General features: G+C 36.8%; 20 protein-coding genes. 5 read left to right on the top strand and 15 right to left on the bottom strand.

Going from position 1 to position 15885, the window contains the following annotated elements; translation table 11 throughout:
- Nucleotides 1-3: 3 nt before the first annotated feature.
- Both ETP70_RS03960 and ETP70_RS03955 read right to left on the bottom strand, forming a co-directional pair.
- Nucleotides 4-381: a hypothetical protein gene (locus ETP70_RS03960; RefSeq protein WP_151899957.1), complete on the bottom strand. Its 378-nt coding sequence runs from the start codon at nucleotides 379-381 to the stop codon at nucleotides 4-6.
- Nucleotides 381-947 (bottom strand): precorrin-2 dehydrogenase/sirohydrochlorin ferrochelatase family protein, encoded by a 567-nt coding sequence (locus tag ETP70_RS03955; protein ID WP_151899956.1) that lies wholly within the window; start codon nucleotides 945-947, stop codon nucleotides 381-383. Before ETP70_RS03955 ends, ETP70_RS03960 begins: the two co-directional genes overlap by 1 nt.
- Before the next feature lie 135 nt (nucleotides 948-1082).
- Here ETP70_RS03955 and ahbA point away from each other — a divergent pair, with 135 nt between their 5' ends.
- The 4 genes from ahbA to ETP70_RS03940 all read left to right on the top strand — a co-directional run bounded on the left by ahbA (nucleotide 1083) and on the right by ETP70_RS03940 (nucleotide 2944).
- Nucleotides 1083-2087 carry a siroheme decarboxylase subunit alpha gene (ahbA, locus tag ETP70_RS03950; protein WP_151899955.1) on the top strand — a complete coding sequence of 335 codons (1005 nt, stop codon included), beginning with the start codon at nucleotides 1083-1085 and terminating at the stop codon, nucleotides 2085-2087.
- Nucleotides 2088-2188: 101 nt separating this feature from the next.
- Nucleotides 2189-2503 (top strand): hypothetical protein, encoded by a 315-nt coding sequence (locus tag ETP70_RS03945; RefSeq protein WP_230973307.1) that lies wholly within the window; start codon nucleotides 2189-2191, stop codon nucleotides 2501-2503.
- Nucleotides 2504-2519: 16 nt separating this feature from the next.
- Complete coding sequence (locus ETP70_RS12650) at nucleotides 2520-2654, top strand: hypothetical protein (RefSeq protein WP_269138907.1); 135 nt, start codon at nucleotides 2520-2522, stop codon at nucleotides 2652-2654.
- The gene (locus ETP70_RS03940; protein ID WP_151899954.1) at nucleotides 2651-2944 is read left to right on the top strand and encodes a hypothetical protein; all 294 of its coding nucleotides are present in this window, start codon (nucleotides 2651-2653) and stop codon (nucleotides 2942-2944) included. The genes ETP70_RS12650 and ETP70_RS03940 overlap by 4 nt, the downstream gene beginning before the upstream one ends.
- Nucleotides 2945-2954: 10 nt before the next feature.
- Here ETP70_RS03940 and ETP70_RS03935 read toward each other — a convergent pair whose 3' ends face one another.
- The 5 genes from ETP70_RS03935 to ETP70_RS03915 form a co-directional block, all read right to left on the bottom strand.
- Complete coding sequence (locus ETP70_RS03935; protein WP_151899953.1) at nucleotides 2955-3257, bottom strand: metal-sulfur cluster assembly factor; 303 nt, start codon at nucleotides 3255-3257, stop codon at nucleotides 2955-2957.
- 22 nt (nucleotides 3258-3279) lie between these two features.
- A complete protein-coding gene (locus ETP70_RS03930; protein WP_151899952.1) occupies nucleotides 3280-4518 on the bottom strand; it encodes a hypothetical protein in 1239 nt (412 codons plus the stop codon).
- Between the two features lie 8 nt (nucleotides 4519-4526).
- Nucleotides 4527-4874, bottom strand: coding sequence for a hypothetical protein (locus tag ETP70_RS03925; RefSeq protein WP_151899951.1), 348 nt, complete (start codon nucleotides 4872-4874; stop codon nucleotides 4527-4529).
- 86 nt (nucleotides 4875-4960) lie between these two features.
- Complete coding sequence (locus ETP70_RS03920) at nucleotides 4961-5608, bottom strand: Crp/Fnr family transcriptional regulator (protein WP_151899950.1); 648 nt, start codon at nucleotides 5606-5608, stop codon at nucleotides 4961-4963.
- Entirely contained in the window at nucleotides 5605-6837 is a 1233-nt protein-coding gene (locus tag ETP70_RS03915) for a glutamate-5-semialdehyde dehydrogenase (protein WP_151899949.1), read from the bottom strand. Before ETP70_RS03915 ends, ETP70_RS03920 begins: the two co-directional genes overlap by 4 nt.
- Before the next feature lie 66 nt (nucleotides 6838-6903).
- Here ETP70_RS03915 and ETP70_RS03910 point away from each other — a divergent pair, with 66 nt between their 5' ends.
- Entirely contained in the window at nucleotides 6904-7662 is a 759-nt protein-coding gene (locus tag ETP70_RS03910) for a pyrroline-5-carboxylate reductase (RefSeq protein WP_151899948.1), read from the top strand.
- 12 nt (nucleotides 7663-7674) lie between these two features.
- On the opposite strand, the gene ETP70_RS03905 is transcribed toward ETP70_RS03910, so the two are convergent.
- The 8 genes from ETP70_RS03905 to ETP70_RS03870 form a co-directional block, all read right to left on the bottom strand.
- A complete protein-coding gene (locus ETP70_RS03905; RefSeq protein ID WP_151899947.1) occupies nucleotides 7675-8085 on the bottom strand; it encodes a hypothetical protein in 411 nt (136 codons plus the stop codon).
- Nucleotides 8086-8174: 89 nt separating this feature from the next.
- Nucleotides 8175-9647, bottom strand: a complete 1473-nt coding sequence (gene thrC, locus ETP70_RS03900) for a threonine synthase (protein WP_151899946.1) — start codon at nucleotides 9645-9647, stop codon at nucleotides 8175-8177.
- 40 nt (nucleotides 9648-9687) lie between these two features.
- Entirely contained in the window at nucleotides 9688-10914 is a 1227-nt protein-coding gene (locus ETP70_RS03895) for a murein hydrolase activator EnvC family protein (protein WP_151899945.1), read from the bottom strand.
- On the bottom strand, nucleotides 10914-11726 hold the full coding sequence (locus tag ETP70_RS03890) for a cell division protein FtsX (protein ID WP_151899944.1): 813 nt from the start codon (nucleotides 11724-11726) through the stop codon (nucleotides 10914-10916). Before ETP70_RS03890 ends, ETP70_RS03895 begins: the two co-directional genes overlap by 1 nt.
- A complete protein-coding gene (locus tag ETP70_RS03885; RefSeq protein ID WP_151899943.1) occupies nucleotides 11713-12384 on the bottom strand; it encodes a cell division ATP-binding protein FtsE in 672 nt (223 codons plus the stop codon). The genes ETP70_RS03890 and ETP70_RS03885 overlap by 14 nt, the downstream gene beginning before the upstream one ends.
- On the bottom strand, nucleotides 12377-13549 hold the full coding sequence (gene trmB / locus ETP70_RS03880; protein ID WP_151899942.1) for a tRNA (guanosine(46)-N7)-methyltransferase TrmB: 1173 nt from the start codon (nucleotides 13547-13549) through the stop codon (nucleotides 12377-12379). The genes ETP70_RS03885 and trmB overlap by 8 nt, the downstream gene beginning before the upstream one ends.
- The gene (locus ETP70_RS03875) at nucleotides 13549-14934 is read right to left on the bottom strand and encodes a fibronectin type III domain-containing protein (protein WP_151899941.1); all 1386 of its coding nucleotides are present in this window, start codon (nucleotides 14932-14934) and stop codon (nucleotides 13549-13551) included. Before ETP70_RS03875 ends, trmB begins: the two co-directional genes overlap by 1 nt.
- Nucleotides 14882-15856 (bottom strand): RluA family pseudouridine synthase, encoded by a 975-nt coding sequence (locus tag ETP70_RS03870; protein WP_151899940.1) that lies wholly within the window; start codon nucleotides 15854-15856, stop codon nucleotides 14882-14884. The genes ETP70_RS03875 and ETP70_RS03870 overlap by 53 nt, the downstream gene beginning before the upstream one ends.
- Between the last annotated feature and the right edge of the window lie 29 nt (nucleotides 15857-15885).

The raw sequence follows: 15885 nt of genomic DNA, 5'->3' as shown, positions 1-15885 counted from the left end.
AGATTAGATACCAAAAAACTTTTTCAGCCAGTCTCTTTCTTCTTTTGTCTCTATATAGATTTTTCTCACTGTTTGATTTGCATCACCAAGGACGACAACATCATTTCCGATAACTTTCAAATGTTTTTTTCCCCACTTCTGGTCCAGTTCATCCATACGGTACAATGAATCTGCCGCATCCGGTTTCTCTTTGGTCCCTGTTCTTGTATCTACAATGGCAAGACCCCCGATTGTTTTTTCAAACTTATACGGACTGTAGACTTTAATCTCTTTGTAAATTCTGTGCGGCTTTGTATCCGGGGTAGCTTTTTGTATCGCTATAAACCCAAGTGCAAAAAATGCAAACAACATCCCTAAAAACAATCCTTTTTTAGCATTCATTACTGACTCCAATTTTCTATATATTTTTTTGCTTTTTCATCAAGCATTTTCATTCTCTCTTTTCCTTTGGGCAAACTTTTACGCAGTTTTTTCATCTCCTGCAAAAACTTCGAAATTCCACCTGGAATCATCTTTTGCAGATACTTTCTTAAATGTTTTGCCATTGCAGGAGAAGCACCTGAAGTTGATATTGCAATAATCAGATCCTCTTTTTTTACATACGAAGGAAAAATAAAATCACAATAGGCCACTGAGTCCACAGCATTACACAAACAATTGTACTGCTTGGACTCCTCAAATATCTCCGCCTGCAGTGCAATACTGTCCACAGCAACCACTACAACAGCAAACTCCCGTATATCACCTTTTCTGTACTTACGCTTTTCATACACAAGATTTTCTTCCTGTATACGTTGCAGCATCTCTTGTGAAAATTCATTTGCAATGATATATATGTCTTTTGTAAAATCAAGAAGATGTTCCAACTTTTCATACGCAACATTTCCGCCACCTACTATAAGAATTTTTTTACCGTCTAATTTTAAAAATGCCGGAAAATAAGCCATTCCAAATACCCTTACTTAAGTTTTTGTAATCTAATCATAACATATACAGACATAAAGTTCTTGACAAATATCAATTTAAATTTAGATAAAGATAGATACAATCATTATGCTAAAAATTAATATAAAGTAATACAGATGAAACAAGAGATACTTTCAAGAATACAGAAAAAGTTTCCGTTGGTACAAAAACCTTTTGAGGTGATTGCTGATGAGTTGGGTATGCGAGAAGATGAAGTTTTAGAGATATTGCAAGCAGAAAAAAAAGCAAATATCATACGTCAGACTTCCGCCATATTTGACACAAAACGCCTGGGGTACAAATCATCTCTGGTTGCGTTTAAAATTCCCGAAGAAAAAATCAACAGTGCCGTAAAGATTATCAATGCCCATCCCGGTGTTTCGCATAACTACGAAAGAAACCATGATTTTAACATCTGGTTTACCATGGCAGTTGCACCTGATTCTGTTTTGGGTTTAGAAAAAACAATACAAACGCTTGCCAGCCTTGCAGAGGCAGATGATTATATTGTTCTGCCTACCCTGAAGCTTTTTAAGATCAATGTCAAACTCAATACGACAGGAAAAGACGAAAAAAAAGAAGAGGTAAAAAAGGTTGTCCATAAAGATATAGAACTGACACCTTTACACCATAAAATTATTCAGAGAGTACAGTATGACATTGACTTTGTCAGCGAACCGTTTGCTGATATCATCAATGATCTTGATATAGACTACGAAACCTTTTTCAATACCCTGCAGGAGTTGCAGAAAGCCGGTGTCATGAGACGGTTTGCTTCCATTTTAAACCACAGAAAAGCAGGTTTTAATGCAAATGCCATGGTTGTCTGGGATATTGATGAAACACTCGGCGATGCCATAGGTGCAAAGGCAGCGGCTTTTTCTGCCGTAAGTCACTGCTACCTGCGTCCAAAATACAAAAACTGGCCCTATAATCTCTTTACAATGGTCCACGGAAAAACGACCCAAGAGACAAATGCCATGATTGCGGAGATGGCACAGGAGATAGAATCAAAAGACTACATGCCTCTGTACTCATCAAAAGAGTTTAAAAAGGTAAGAATTGAGTATTTCACACCCAAATTTGCCGAATGGGAAAAAAAACATGCTACAGTTGCATAAAGGAGAAATATAATGGAAAGATTTTTTGAGCTGGAAATTGCATATATTGTAATAGGAATATTTTTTTGGCCATTACCGCCTTTGTCACAACAAGGGATTTTATGCCAAAAGGTGCCTTTAAAAAAGGAATGTCTGGTATATTTGCCATATTTGCCATTATGATAGGTATTCATTATTTTGTAACTACCAAAAGAATGCAGGGTGTCAAAGAAATCTTTAATGAAGGCAAGACTGTTATCTGTGAAAACAAAATGAGAAGAACCATTTCACAATCTGTTTTGATTTCAAAAAAGCTTGGATGGAGACTTGATGGTGATTACTTCAAAAATCCTGATTTTATCAGAGATTTTCATACGGCAAGATGCGTAGACTATTCACCTATTGCCCCAAAAGATGAGACTGAAAATGATAAGTAGATTCAAAAGATATGGTATGGCTGTCATTTTTTTGTTTTTAGTTGTCATTTTAATGCTGCTGGGAACCCTGGGTGTCAAAGATTTTGGAGATCAGATGTTTAAAGATGCAAATATTACAATTACCCCAGAAGGAGAAAGGATACATTTATGAGTTTGACATTTTTGTTGAGTATTGGAATTGTTCTGACAATTATCTTTCATTTTTTAGGCGTGTATGCCGGTGCTAAAAAAATAGTATGGATTGCCATTATTCTTATATGGGCTGCTGTTATTTCTGTTGCAACAAGTGAAGTCAAGCCGAAAGCCTATGATGATATAAAAAGAATGCAGGGTAAATATAAAGATACAGACCGACTTATAGACGAAGCGATGCCAAAAGTTTCGGTATATGAAATGATACTGATAAAAAACAGTTATTTAAAACATGAGCCTCAAGAGTAGGCTCATACAATCAGGCAGCACCCAGTGCTTTTTTGACATTTTCATCAGCCATGGAAATATTCCACTGCGGTTCCCAGACAACTTCTACATCAGCACTTTTTACATTTGGCAGTTTTTCTACTGCTTCTTTTACCCATTGCAAAATCATCTGATGCATAGGACAGGCCTTTGTTGAAAGCGTCATGACTACTTTAGCATTCCCCTCTTCATCACAACTGGCATCATAGATAAGACCCATTTCCACAAGATTAAAACCTACTTCCGGATCTATAACCGTTGAAATTGCCTGAAATAATTCATCTTTTGTATACATGTAATTCTCCTCTTCTAAAATTTTATGCTTTAAAATTTATCATATAAAATACATTTCTGATAAATGCCAATGTTCCTATAAAAAGAAAAGAAGCACCGGCATGCAGCAATGCATCACCTTTTGTAAGTATTGCGATGGTAATCAAAACAACACCGACTGCACAAAATACAAACTGAGCCTGCGAACTTTTGTACGGTACCATATCTGCCAGCATCGGAACCTTCTGTTTCCCTACCAATGGTGAAAACTTTTCAAACCAGACCAAAAACGGAATTATTTTGTAAATATGCCCTGTAATCAAAAAAGCAAAAAATCCAAAAAAGAACAGCCACATAGAGGCCAGTAAAAATTCCTCTTTTTGTGTCAGAAAATAAAACACGACAATCACAATGGAAACCAACATGGAAATATAAGAGAACATCAAAGAGACCGCATAGATATCGTTCTCTTTTCTTGGTCTTGTACTGTAAATTATATAGATAAGATAGAAATAGACGATCATCGAAACAGCTGCCAAAGCATAGCCGGTATAGGCCAGTATATCTATCTTAAAAAATGAAGATATGACAACACTCACAACAGCCATACTCATCATAATCAAAGAAATCTTTAACGGTTTCAAAGAAAAGCTGTGTGAGAGCGTAAACATAGGAACAAGCACAATAGAGAGTCCCATAACGGTTATCGCAATGTAACCGCCTAAAACCGCATAGACATGGGCCTTCAGCAAGGATGCAATATCCAAAGAAACTGTTCCGGCATAAGAGAGTGCCATTAAAAGCCCAAAAATTATTCCGAAAAACAAAAAAGTATTTGAAATGAGCAGACTGCTCATCACCAAAGTTAATTTTTTGACTTTAAATATTGTTAAAAAAATTTCGCCTACAAATATCAGCATAGATATCAATACAGTCACACCGCCGTAAGGCAGCAGCGCGGGAAAATACAAAAATCCGAACACCATGAGCAGTGTACCCGTGAGCAGCAACGGCCAAATTGCATAAAAAAGTTCTACACCAAAGTGTCCGACTTCAAGAACAACCGGAACCAGTTGTGCCATTGCACCAAAAATCACCATCATGACAAAACCCAATAAAAACAGATGCACAAATGCCATCATATCCGGGTTGACAAAAGAGAGATTTGCAGCATCAAATGAAAAAAGATAGACTGATGCAAAAAAATAAAACAGGCTCCCTATCAGGAAAAAAGGAGCTATCAGTTTAAACGGCGGTGCAAAGTCCTGCGATATTTTTACCATTACTCAACTCAACCGCCGCAACTTGTCTGTGTCAAATCAGATTCACTTGCAGCATCTTTGTTATATGAAAAAACAACTTTTACCAAACCGTCATCCAGCTCTTGTATATCATACTTCACATCATCTTCAAGTTTTGCAAAAAGTCCTCCCGGTGCTTTATGGTTTATCATCACCAAAGTGTCATTAGTTCCTTTTATAAGAGCCAAGCCTGCCATTGCATTTACCATTGGGTGTGGCGGCCCCTCTTTTGATGTATCAAAATAATAGGTACTTTCTCCATCTTTTTGCAATTTATAAAAATCAACGGTAGCACCGTCAACAACTATTTTTTCAGCTTCATTGGGTATATGTGACATTATCAATCCTTTTACTTATAAGATTTCATGATTGTAATCAAGAAAGCGTAATAACAGGTTGACCAATATCAATAAAAAGAGAAAAATCACTCAAAAAGGATGGTTAATGCCTCTTTGTTTGTAATTTTGTATGAACTTGCCTCTTTTTTTACAAACCCTAACTTTGTAAATTTCTTCAGTATTCTCGAGAGTGTCTCGGGAGTCATGTGCAGATATTGTGCAAGCTGATTGTTTTTCATCTTCAGTGCCTCGTCATTTTCACAAATATATTTTGCAACTCTTGCCGTTGAGTCCAGAACAACATTCAAGGCTATCACATTGTCAAGATGCTTGATTTTTTGGGTCAGTGATTTAAAAAGAGCCAAAGAGATATCTTGATTTCCAAGAAAATACTCTTTGAATTTTTCAAAGTCTATCTCTAAAACACTCCCGTCACTTTCAAAAGCAGCAGAAGCAGGATAAGGAATACCTTCAAAAACCGCCATTTCGGCCACCATGCTTTTTGGTCTAAACCGATGCAGAATAATTTCATTGTTTTTTGGATCTATTTTATAAATTTTCACAACACCTTCAAGCACCATCGTAAGATGCTGTGCTTTGTCTTTTTCATAAAAAAGAATTTCACCTTGAGAAAAACTTCTCTTTCTTGTGATTGAAAGTAACAGTTTCAACTCTTTTTCATTGAGATTTTCAAAAAAAACAATACTTTTTAATTCGTCAATTGTCAACATCATCTTATCTGCCCGCTTCCGTAAATTTTATATTTATACGTTGTCAACCCTTCTATTCCCATAGGCCCTCTTGCATGGAGTTTGTTTGTACTGATTCCCACTTCTGCACCAAAGCCAAAAGCGCCTCCGTCTGTAAAACGGGTAGAGGCATTGACATAAACTGCCGCTGCATCAATGTTGTTTAAAAATTTTTCTGCTGTAGTGATATTTTCAGTAACAATAGCTTCCGAGTGTCCTGAGCCGAAACGTACTATATGCTCAATCGCCCCGTTGACACCCTCAACAACCTTCAAATTTAAAATATTTGCCAAATACTCAGTATCATAATCGGCATCTGTCGCCTCTGCAACACTGATTATTTCCTGAGTTTGCACACAGCCCTTTAATTGTGTATTTGCATTGTCAAACGCCTCTTTTAAAAGAGGAAGTACCTCTTTTGCTATTGTTTTGTCTACCAACAGTGTCTCCATAGCATTACAGACACCCGGTCGTTGTACTTTTGCATTCAATGCAATTTTTACAGCGCTCTCAATATTTGCGTCCTTGTCTATATAGGTATGACACTGCCCTTTGTCATGTTTGACAACACTTACCGTTGCATTTTCACTGACAAATTTTATAAGCCCTGCTCCTCCGCGAGGAATAATCAGATCTACATATTTATCCATTTTGATAAGTTTGGCCACACCTTCACGGGAACTGTCCGGAATCAAAGATATAAGAGATGTCGGCAAATCATGATTTTCCAAGACTGCTTTTAAAACTTTTGCGATTGCTTTGTTTGAGCGTTCTGCTTCTTTGCCGCCTTTAAGGACACAAACATTTGAGCTCTTAAAACAAAGAGCAGCTGTATCACTCGTAACATTAGGGCGTGATTCATAAATAATACCGATAACCCCAATAGGAATACTCACTTTTTCTATTTTCAGCCCATCTTCAGTCAACCACCCGTCAAGTACGCGTCCTACCGGTTCTTTGAGTGCAGCTATCTCTTCTACAGCCTTTGCCATGGACTCTATTCTCTCCTCGTCCAAAAAAAGTCTGTCCATCAATGCAGAACTTAATTTGTTCTTCTCACCTTCAAGCATATCAATAGCATTTGCTTCTATAAGATCCATAGTATTGGCACGTAAAGCATTTGCCATTTCATGTAGTATTTTGTTTTTATCACGTCCGCTCAAACTGTTAAATACTCTACTCGCAGTCTTTGCTTCTTTTAAAAATTGTTCCATATCCTCACCCATTTTTTAGACTTTATTTTAATAATGTTATACTACCATAAAACATTTAGGACTTGTATGAAAACAATTACATTTATCGGAAATGGCAATATGGCACTCAGCATTGCCAAAGGTTTAAAAAACAGTTACAAAATAGAAGTAGTTGGAAGAGACCGTAAAAAGTTAGACAGTTTTGAAGAAAAACTCGGTTTACATGTAAAGAAATCTCTTCTTGATAATTTTAATATTGAAGATAAAAATATTCTCCTGTGTGTAAAGCCGGCAAATGTAGAAGAAGTGTCAAAAAAACTGCAAGGCAGAGCAGAGATACTCTATTCGGTTTTGGCAGGAACAGGCATTCAAAAACTCAAAGATCATTTTAACACATCTGCAGTTGTAAGAGCTATGCCAAACCTTGCGGCGAGTGTTGGAAAATCCATGACAACACTTACAGGAGATACCGCCTATAAAGAAGAAGCACAAACGCTTTTTAATTCTATCGGATCAACAAGATGGCTGGCAAACGAGAAAGAAATAGACATAGCAACAGCTCTTGCCGGCAGCGGTCCTGCTTATCTTGCACTTATTGCAGAATCTTTAAGCGACGGAGCAGTCAAACAGGGACTCAAACGCGAAGATGCCATGGCTATTATGCGTGGTTTGTTTGACGGTTTTGGAGAGCTTATCCAGGAAATACACCCTGCACTGCTTAAAGATGGTGTCATGAGCCCGGGAGGAACAACAGCAGCAGGATATGCTGCACTCGAAAAAGGAAATGTTCGCAATGCCTGCATCCAAGCAATAGAAGAAGCCTATAAAAAAGCAGTGAAGCTGTAAGGCTGGGCTGCTTTAATACCCGTCTTCTGCTTCATAGGTTAAATACAGAATCATAATCCAGATCAACAGACAGACAGAGACTATTTCATACCCTATCAGCCAAACTACAGGAAATGCATTGAGATTCAGTAACTGAAAGCTTTCCCAATTTGCATTTGCTATAAATAAAAATAAAAACAAAGCTCCAACGGTATAGGGGATACCGACAAAATAGAGTATGTATGCAACGAATTCCCATTGTTCGGGAATAAACAGATAATCTTTAAAATCGACTTTTTGAGAACCAAAACTTGTACGCTTTTTAGCTGTTTTTGCTTTTCTTCCATGAAAAGACTTTGCACGTCTTTCATTCAGTATCAGCTGATTGTAATAAAGCATATTCCGCTTCTGCTTTAACTTATCCTCAGTTGTTGTTTTATTCATAATTTTTCCTATTAAAGTTATTTTACATCTTTAATAGTTAATGACAACTTAAACTGTTAATAATAATGATTTATCACTTTTTGAAAATGTTATAAAAATTTAAGTATCTCTTCTTCTATTTCCTCTTTTTCTATCACTGTTTTTTGCACTATCGGTTTTGTAAACAACTCTTGTATCATCTTTGGAATTTCAAAATTTGCCACTCTCGATATTGATTCTAACGCATCAATATCTTTCATATCAATCTCTCCTGTCAGTGCATTTGCAATTACCGGAGAAAATTTCGTCCACTCAGCTGTCGAATAGGCAATAGTCTTAATCTCAGGTTTTGAACATGTTTCATAGGATTTCATACATGTAGCCGTATGCGGATCCATCAAATAGTTATATTTTTCAAAAGTCTCTTTGATGTATTTTTTACCCTCTTCTCCTGTACAAAAATCAGCATCAAAACACTCACGAAGCTTTGTAAGTTCATCCGCTGTCAATTCATAGAAATTATTTTCTTCAAGATTTTGCATTAACTCTTTTGTTCTGTCTTCTCCAAACAGATCGAACAAAACTCTTTCAACATTTGATGACTTTAAAATATCCATAGCAGGTGATGTCGTACCGATAACTTCACAATTTCTCAAATCATATTTCCCGTCACGAATCAGACGCGTAAGCACATTGTTTTCATTCGATGAAATAATGATTTTTTCAACAGGCAGACCCATTTTCCAGGCATAATATCCCCCAAGAGCATTTCCAAAGTTCCCGCTTGGGACGTTCAGATACACTTTTTCACCCATTGTGACTGCATTTTGACGAACCAGCTCCAGATAAGAGTGAATATGATAAATAATCTGAAATATTATACGTCCAAAATTGACTGAATTTGCTGCTGAGAGTTTCATATCTTTTTTTTGCAATGCATTCTTGAAACTTTGTGAAGCCAGTAAACGTTTTAAAGCGCTTTGTGCATCATCAAAAACACCGTTTATCCCGATGACTTTTAGGTTTGGTGCATCTTCTGTCACCATCTGCAGACGCTGCACATCACTTGTTCCGCCATCCGGGTAGAGACATGCAACTTTTACATTTGCTTTGTTTTTAAAAGTTTCAAGTGCCGCAGGACCGGTATCTCCGCTTGTTGCAGCCAAAATCAAATAATTTTCATTTAATCTCTGTGCGATAGAAGAAAGAACTACACCAAAGGGTTGCAGTGCCATATCTTTAAATGCGCGAGTAGGCCCGTGATACAGTTCACTGATATAGAGGTTTTCTTTGACTTTTACAACAGGGACAGGATTGGATGCATCATCAAATTTGTCATACAGACTCAGTGCCTCATCAATCACTTCTTTTGCTATATCTATTTCAAAACGATCCAACATATCTGCTGCAAGTTCTTTATAAGAAGAGTTCAAATGCTTTTGTAAAAATTCTTCTCCGAGAGCAGGAAGATTTTGCGGGACATATAAACCGCCAAAAGATGCTATAGGACTCAATATTGCTTCCGAAAAGGTAACCGTTTGCGGCTTTTTCTTATCTACGCCGCGTGTTTGAATAAAGTTCATATTTTTTCTCTGTTTTTTATTTTTGCAATTATATCAAAATCTATTGAAATAAACGTATCGGATTAATATGATTTGTTTTTTGTGTGACTTCAAAAACAAGTTCATCTTTAACCCTGCCGATTGTTGCACCTTTGGCAATCTTTTTCCCTTTTTTGACATTTGGTGCTATCTGTGAAAGATTTGCATAAATCGTATGGAGTCCGTTTTTGTGTTCGACAATCACAATATTGTCTAAAACCGCTGTCTTTGCCGCATAAATCACTTTACCGTTGAAAACAGTTTTTACTTTTGCATTAGGATATTTTGGTTTCAAAGAGATAGACTCATTAAATATCTTTATACCGTAAATAGGATCTGTATAGGTACCGTATTTTTTTGTAATTGTATACGCATTAAGCGGAGCAATCGTTTTTCGTCCTCTGTACCTGATTGTCTTTATTGCCTGATAACTGCTGCCATGTTTTTTTACTTTTGGCAGGTTCTTTCCAAGTTTGTTCTGACGTTTTGCAAAAGCCAGTTTTCTCATCTTTTCTTCTTTTGCTCTTTTAATTTCATCTATTTTTATAAGATTAAGCTTAGAAAGAGTCCTTTTTAAAGCATTTTGCCTTCTGATAAGACTTTTTAACTCTTTTTTGTAGGACTCTTTTGCCAAAGTCAGTTTTTTTAACGCTTTTTTGTTCTCTTTTTTTCTTCGGATTACTTCTTTTCTTTTTTGATCTATATTTGCGATTGCCACTTCGAGTGAACTTACATGTAAACTGATTAAATCTATATTTTTTTCATTTTCAAAAAATTTTCTGCTTAAAAGTTTTGCTTTGTCTTTTGAAGCTTTCAGCATAGCTTTTAAAACTTCAAACTCCATGATGGCTTCTTCGTTTTCAGGATACTCTTTTTCCAGAACAACTGATAAAGAGACAGTTTTGGCTATAACAAAAATCAGATCCTCTTCGAGTTTTTGTCGTTTTTTTTGAAGTGCTTCCTGGGATTTTTTTAAAATTTTCAACTGTTGTATATTCTCACTGTGACTGCTCTCTTTGAGAGAGAGTTCTTTTTCCAACTGTTTGAGATAACGCGTTTTTTTTGCCAACTCTGTTTTTTGTTTGATGATAGCTTTGGCCGTCTGTGCCATTTTCGCATTAAGTACAGAATAGTTCTTCGTATAAGACTGCAGCGCAGAACTTGTTTTGTTTATTTTTTTATCTATTGCTGTTGATCCGAATACAGCACTGCTGCATATAAAGAGTAAAAAAAATAATACAGCTCTCATCAGACCTCTTCTTTATGCCCTAAAACTATAAAACCTGCCAGTAAAATAGAGACTGTTATAGAAACACCAAGCATAATCAGTGAATCATACACTTTGTCAAAAATCACAACAGATATGCCTATGTTTACAAACTGTTCTTTTACCCACGGACTTGAGGCAAAATAGGAAAAAGCTACAAATGAAATACCAAAGGCTATAAATGCATCAACAATGGAAAGCCGAAACAAAACTGCTGAACGCAACCATGTAGGCGCACCGAACAATCCCATTATATTCATTCTTTCATTGTGTTTGAACTGCCATATGCGAAGTTCTTTAAATATTAAAAGTATCGTAACAAGCAAAATAGATACAGCCAAAACAGATATGACATTTTTAAAAAGCAGCAGCAGTTTATAGGTTGTGTCATGTGTATTTGAAAAAGTTTCCACTTTTGTAATATACGGGTATGCTAAAAGCTCTTTTTTTATTTTTTGCAACTCAACAGGTGTCGGATACCTTTTTAATTTAAATTTATAAAATTTTGGCAATGTTATTTTCAACAGTTCTATATTTTTTTTGCTTATCCCGGTATTGAGTTTTTTTATAATCTCATCAGGAGAAAGCTGTTCGACAGAAGAGAGTGCTGTTATCTTATCCGTCAACTCTTTTGGCTGCAATGTTTTTTGACTGACGACCACAAGTGAATAGTTGTTTGCCAGATTCTCTTTATAGGCATTGATAGATCTGTCTACTATAGTAAAAATCTGCAATGAAAAAAGTATACTCACAAGAGCAATAACAAGAGAGATATGGTTTTTAAATGACTTCATGTACCTCTCCGAATTCTATATGATAGTGCTTGTAATCAACCTTCATTGTTTCAGGAATATGGTGTGTTACCACAATAACAGTAGTTTTAAGCTGCTCATTTGCACCTTCTAAAAGATTCCAGATCAGCTGTGAAGAGTAATCATCAAGATTACCTGTCGGCTCATCGGCAAGTATCAAAATCGGATTATGTGCCAAGGCTCTTGCCATGGCTACACGCTGTTGCTCTCCGCCGCTGAGTTCCAAAGGATACTTCCCCACTTGATGCTGCAGTCTTACATGCTTAAGCAGAGAGTCAACCTGACTCTGTGTGATACTTTTTTCATAGCCGTTTATAATCAGCGGCAGCATGATATTCTTTTCTATCGTCCACTCTTTTACAAGTTTATAGTCCTGAAAAACAATGCCGAGATGCTTTCGCAAAAAATTCAGCTTTGCATTTGAAACACCCTTGAGTTCAACACCTCCGACAACAAGACTTCCCTCTATGGGTTTGAGCGCACCATAGAGTGACTTTAACAGTGTTGATTTTCCGCTACCGCTTGCTCCGGTTATAAAAACAAAACTTCCCGAGTCTATAGAAAAATTTGCTTTGTTTATAATGGTTTCATCTTTGGAATAAGCAAGAGAAAGGTTTTGAGCAATAATAACTTTATCCATGTAACACCTTGTTCAGTTCTTTGTGTGCTTTGAGATTACTGCGTGATTTTAATGGGTACTCTGGATAGTAAAAAACTTCTTCATTATTGATAATAAGATACAAATGTTCCGGTCTGTCAAAACTCCCCATTGACAAACGCAGCATAACCCCTTCTTTGAGTCTGTATACACGTTCAAAATGTATAAAACCGCCTTCAAAACGAAAAGTCTTATTATGCAGTGCAATGATTTCTTCCACACTCAAGCCGGGTTTTGTAAAAGTAAAGTCACCTTCAATAGCCAATTCCTGAGAAAACTCATCATTTATCATTGTCACATCATAAATGTTTTTTTCTTGTCTTTTCCATCTGTCTTCATATTTTGAACTGATGGCTATATCTTTGTTTTTATTAATTTGCAGTGTTGTTTTGTCAAATGCTATAAAGGTTTCATAAGAGTACACATAATAGTTTTCACTGTCTGTTCTAAGCTCCAAAGTCCCGCCAACTTTCAATACACGACGGGCCTCTTGGATAAAAGAAGTTGAAATAACTCTGCGATGCGGTTTTTTATCCCACGGAACAGGAAAATGCACATAAATAGCCCCGACGATATTTGAAGGAACAAGCTCCATAAAAAGCCTCGCATCATAATCAAGCACAAGTAAATTATCCAGCTTCTGTATAACGCTCTGTTTGAGTACCTGTTCTATGGAAGGACGATGAATCTCCAAACCTATAAAGAGCACATCAGGATTCTTTGCTGCCTGATGCAGCAAATGCCGTCCAGAGCCAAAGCCTACTTCAATGCGGACCTCTTTGTCCTGTGGAAATTCATTGGCAAAATATTCTATTTTTTTGAGTGCCGTTACTTCCTGCAGATGTATATTCTTCGGTGCCTGGGGTACATTTGAAGCGATTACATGTAACCCTGCAGCTTTTGCATATGCCAAAAGTGCTTTATGTACATTGTGTATGGAAGCGGGACGCGTAAGCTTGTCAGTTTTGAGCAGGCTTCTGTTCTCTTCTTCTTTAACCAAAAGAAAAAAATCTTCACCTTCTACAGTTGTTGCAATGAGTTTTTCATCGGCATGCAAAACATTTGATGCAATAAAATTAAAACTCACCTCATCACAAAGCTTTGGAAAATCAATTTGTTTAAATTTTTCTATATGTAAATGTGGCATTAAATCTCGTTTAAATCTAAATCTTTTACAGGAGTCACTTTCTCTTGTGTGCTGTCTGTATCCTTTGTGTAAGTTTTGACAGGAACCTCTTTCACCGGCGAACTCTTTTCTCCATCTACCACCTTGGTAAATGCACCAACTTTTATTTTGACTTCAGTACTCGGTTTTGAAACTATACCGTTTTCATCTATACCGTAAACAGTATATGCATACATACTGTCTGCAGCAATGTTTGTATCAATAAACCTGTTTGTATGAATATTCTTATACTCTTTTTTTGTCTCTTTAAACCAGCCTATCTGGCGCTTTCTGACAATTTCATAAGATTTGATTCTTGCGTCTGCAGTTTTCCAGGAAAGTTCTACTCCTGAATCAGTAAGCTGTATTGAGGTAATAACAGGAGCATCAGGCTTTGGCAGTGTCATCCCCATAACGGTATTTTTATCATGTTCGCTTTCAAGCCCGTCTTTATCCACAACACTGACTCTGTAAAAATAAACCTGCCCGTCTTTGTTAATATGATCTGTAAAGCTGTTGTTATACAGTTTGGCTATCAGTTCAAAAGAGCTGTCTATGTCTTCGCCTCTGTATAAATAGTATTGATGAAAATCTTTTTGTTTTGAAGCAGACCAGCTGATTTTTATCATTTTTGGCAAATTTTTGCTTGCACTTATATGTTCTACACCTTTTGGCAGTGCCTTTGTTACAGATTTTACAATCTGTGAAGGTTTTGAAATAATTCCATCATAGGTCTTTACCCGAATTCTGTACAGATATACGGCATTGTCTTTTAAACCTTCATCAATATACTCGGCATTCAAGCGCCCTTTCAGTATTGCAATTTTTTTAAATGATTCATCTTCAACACTCTGGCGTTCAATTATATAGGATGCAACCCGTTGATTTTCATGCGGTCTCCATATAATTTTCGCACTTCGAGGAAGTCCGGCAATGGAGTGTATCCAGGCTACAGATTCCAGGACAGGGAGAGTGCTGACATTATATACTTTACTGAGTTTGCCCTGGGCATCTTTGGAAACCACCCTGAAAGCATAACTGTATTTTGTACCCGGTTCATTCTTTGTATCAAGATAATGTGTTTTAAATCTATTGTCTATACGGTCATAATAATCCAGTTCTTTTGTGGCTTTTTTCCCTAGAATTCTTTTATAGACATAAATACCGTTTACACGCGGATCTTTTATACTTTTCCATTCAAAGGCTACCGTTTTCATATCACGCATGATTCCATTTTTTGTAAGCATTACAACAGGCAGCGTAGAGTCTATAGCAACTTTTTTCTTTGGCAGCGGGCTTATTCCCTGACAGCCACTAAGAATCAGCAGTGAAACTGCGCATAATGTACTCAGGCTCAATAACTTCATTTAAAATCTCCGTATCAAATTTTTTATAAATTGTTTCTCGCATTATAGCATCAAACTCTGCTTGAAAAGTTAACTTTTCTTTTGTTGAAGGATGAATAAAGTAAATCATATAGGCATGCAGCAAAATACGTTCCGAGTTCTCCTGTTTTGGGCTCAATCCATAGATATGATCCCCCAAAATATGACGGTTCATACTCTCAAGGTGTACCCTTATCTGATGGGTTCTTCCGGTAAAAAGCTTACAGGCTATAAGCTGTGTCTGTTCATCTTCACTCAAAGCCAGATGTTTAAACATCGTTTTTGCATACTTTGCATGTTCCAGTCCGGATGCCATTTTCAAACGGTTATGGGCACTTCTGCCTATGTTTGATTCTATTGTGGTAATTTCTTCTTTTAGAGGAGGCACTATGACAGCTATATAGTAACGCCCCATACTTTTGTCCTGCAACTGTTTTGACAAAAATTCATGGGCAGCATTGTTTTTGGCAACAACCATTGTGCCACTCGTTCCTTTATCCAGACGATGCACGATACCGTGACGCTCTTCCCCGCTTATAGTAGAAAGTCTGATACCTTTGTGCTTGAGCCAGTCAACCAGTGTTGCTTCTTTGACACTCGGTGCAGGATGAACTGTCACGCCGCTTGGCTTGTTTATGACCAGAACGTCATCATCTTCATATAAAATTTCAACATCAAAATCTACATCAAGTGCTTTTTCCTCTTTCGCCTCAGGAAATTCTACCCTGACTGTCTGTCCTGATTTAAGTTTTACACCCGGACGGGGAACTTTTTTTCCATCTACAAAGACACATTCATGTTTGATCAGTCCTGCTATCTGCGAACGGGTCTGTCCTATCTGTGCAGTCAAAAAAGTATCCAGTCGTTCAGGATTTACGCATTTGTATTCTTGTGTGTTTATCATTCTTTACAGCCTTTATGATACAATCATAA

It is taken from the genome of Sulfurimonas hydrogeniphila (genome assembly GCF_009068765.1).
Taxonomy (GTDB): domain Bacteria; phylum Campylobacterota; class Campylobacteria; order Campylobacterales; family Sulfurimonadaceae; genus Sulfurimonas; species Sulfurimonas hydrogeniphila.
This window is presented reverse-complemented; position numbering and strand designations above follow the sequence as displayed.

What these genes read in the sequence shown, in the direction of transcription:
- ETP70_RS03960 (WP_151899957.1), bottom strand. Translation starts at nt 381, where the DNA reads ATGAATGCTAAAAAAGGATTGTTTTTAGGGATGTTGTTTGCATTTTTT.
- ETP70_RS03955 (WP_151899956.1), bottom strand. Translation starts at nt 947, where the DNA reads ATGGCTTATTTTCCGGCATTTTTAAAATTAGACGGTAAAAAAATTCTT.
- ahbA (WP_151899955.1), top strand. Translation starts at nt 1,083, where the DNA reads ATGAAACAAGAGATACTTTCAAGAATACAGAAAAAGTTTCCGTTGGTA.
- ETP70_RS03945 (WP_230973307.1), top strand. Translation starts at nt 2,189, where the DNA reads ATGCCAAAAGGTGCCTTTAAAAAAGGAATGTCTGGTATATTTGCCATA.
- ETP70_RS12650 (WP_269138907.1), top strand. Translation starts at nt 2,520, where the DNA reads ATGGCTGTCATTTTTTTGTTTTTAGTTGTCATTTTAATGCTGCTGGGA.
- ETP70_RS03940 (WP_151899954.1), top strand. Translation starts at nt 2,651, where the DNA reads ATGAGTTTGACATTTTTGTTGAGTATTGGAATTGTTCTGACAATTATC.
- ETP70_RS03935 (WP_151899953.1), bottom strand. Translation starts at nt 3,257, where the DNA reads ATGTATACAAAAGATGAATTATTTCAGGCAATTTCAACGGTTATAGAT.
- ETP70_RS03930 (WP_151899952.1), bottom strand. Translation starts at nt 4,518, where the DNA reads ATGGTAAAAATATCGCAGGACTTTGCACCGCCGTTTAAACTGATAGCT.
- ETP70_RS03925 (WP_151899951.1), bottom strand. Translation starts at nt 4,874, where the DNA reads ATGTCACATATACCCAATGAAGCTGAAAAAATAGTTGTTGACGGTGCT.
- ETP70_RS03920 (WP_151899950.1), bottom strand. Translation starts at nt 5,608, where the DNA reads ATGATGTTGACAATTGACGAATTAAAAAGTATTGTTTTTTTTGAAAAT.
- ETP70_RS03915 (WP_151899949.1), bottom strand. Translation starts at nt 6,837, where the DNA reads ATGGAACAATTTTTAAAAGAAGCAAAGACTGCGAGTAGAGTATTTAAC.
- ETP70_RS03910 (WP_151899948.1), top strand. Translation starts at nt 6,904, where the DNA reads ATGAAAACAATTACATTTATCGGAAATGGCAATATGGCACTCAGCATT.
- ETP70_RS03905 (WP_151899947.1), bottom strand. Translation starts at nt 8,085, where the DNA reads ATGAATAAAACAACAACTGAGGATAAGTTAAAGCAGAAGCGGAATATG.
- thrC (WP_151899946.1), bottom strand. Translation starts at nt 9,647, where the DNA reads ATGAACTTTATTCAAACACGCGGCGTAGATAAGAAAAAGCCGCAAACG.
- ETP70_RS03895 (WP_151899945.1), bottom strand. Translation starts at nt 10,914, where the DNA reads ATGAGAGCTGTATTATTTTTTTTACTCTTTATATGCAGCAGTGCTGTA.
- ETP70_RS03890 (WP_151899944.1), bottom strand. Translation starts at nt 11,726, where the DNA reads ATGAAGTCATTTAAAAACCATATCTCTCTTGTTATTGCTCTTGTGAGT.
- ETP70_RS03885 (WP_151899943.1), bottom strand. Translation starts at nt 12,384, where the DNA reads ATGGATAAAGTTATTATTGCTCAAAACCTTTCTCTTGCTTATTCCAAA.
- trmB (WP_151899942.1), bottom strand. Translation starts at nt 13,549, where the DNA reads ATGCCACATTTACATATAGAAAAATTTAAACAAATTGATTTTCCAAAG.
- ETP70_RS03875 (WP_151899941.1), bottom strand. Translation starts at nt 14,934, where the DNA reads ATGAAGTTATTGAGCCTGAGTACATTATGCGCAGTTTCACTGCTGATT.
- ETP70_RS03870 (WP_151899940.1), bottom strand. Translation starts at nt 15,856, where the DNA reads ATGATAAACACACAAGAATACAAATGCGTAAATCCTGAACGACTGGAT.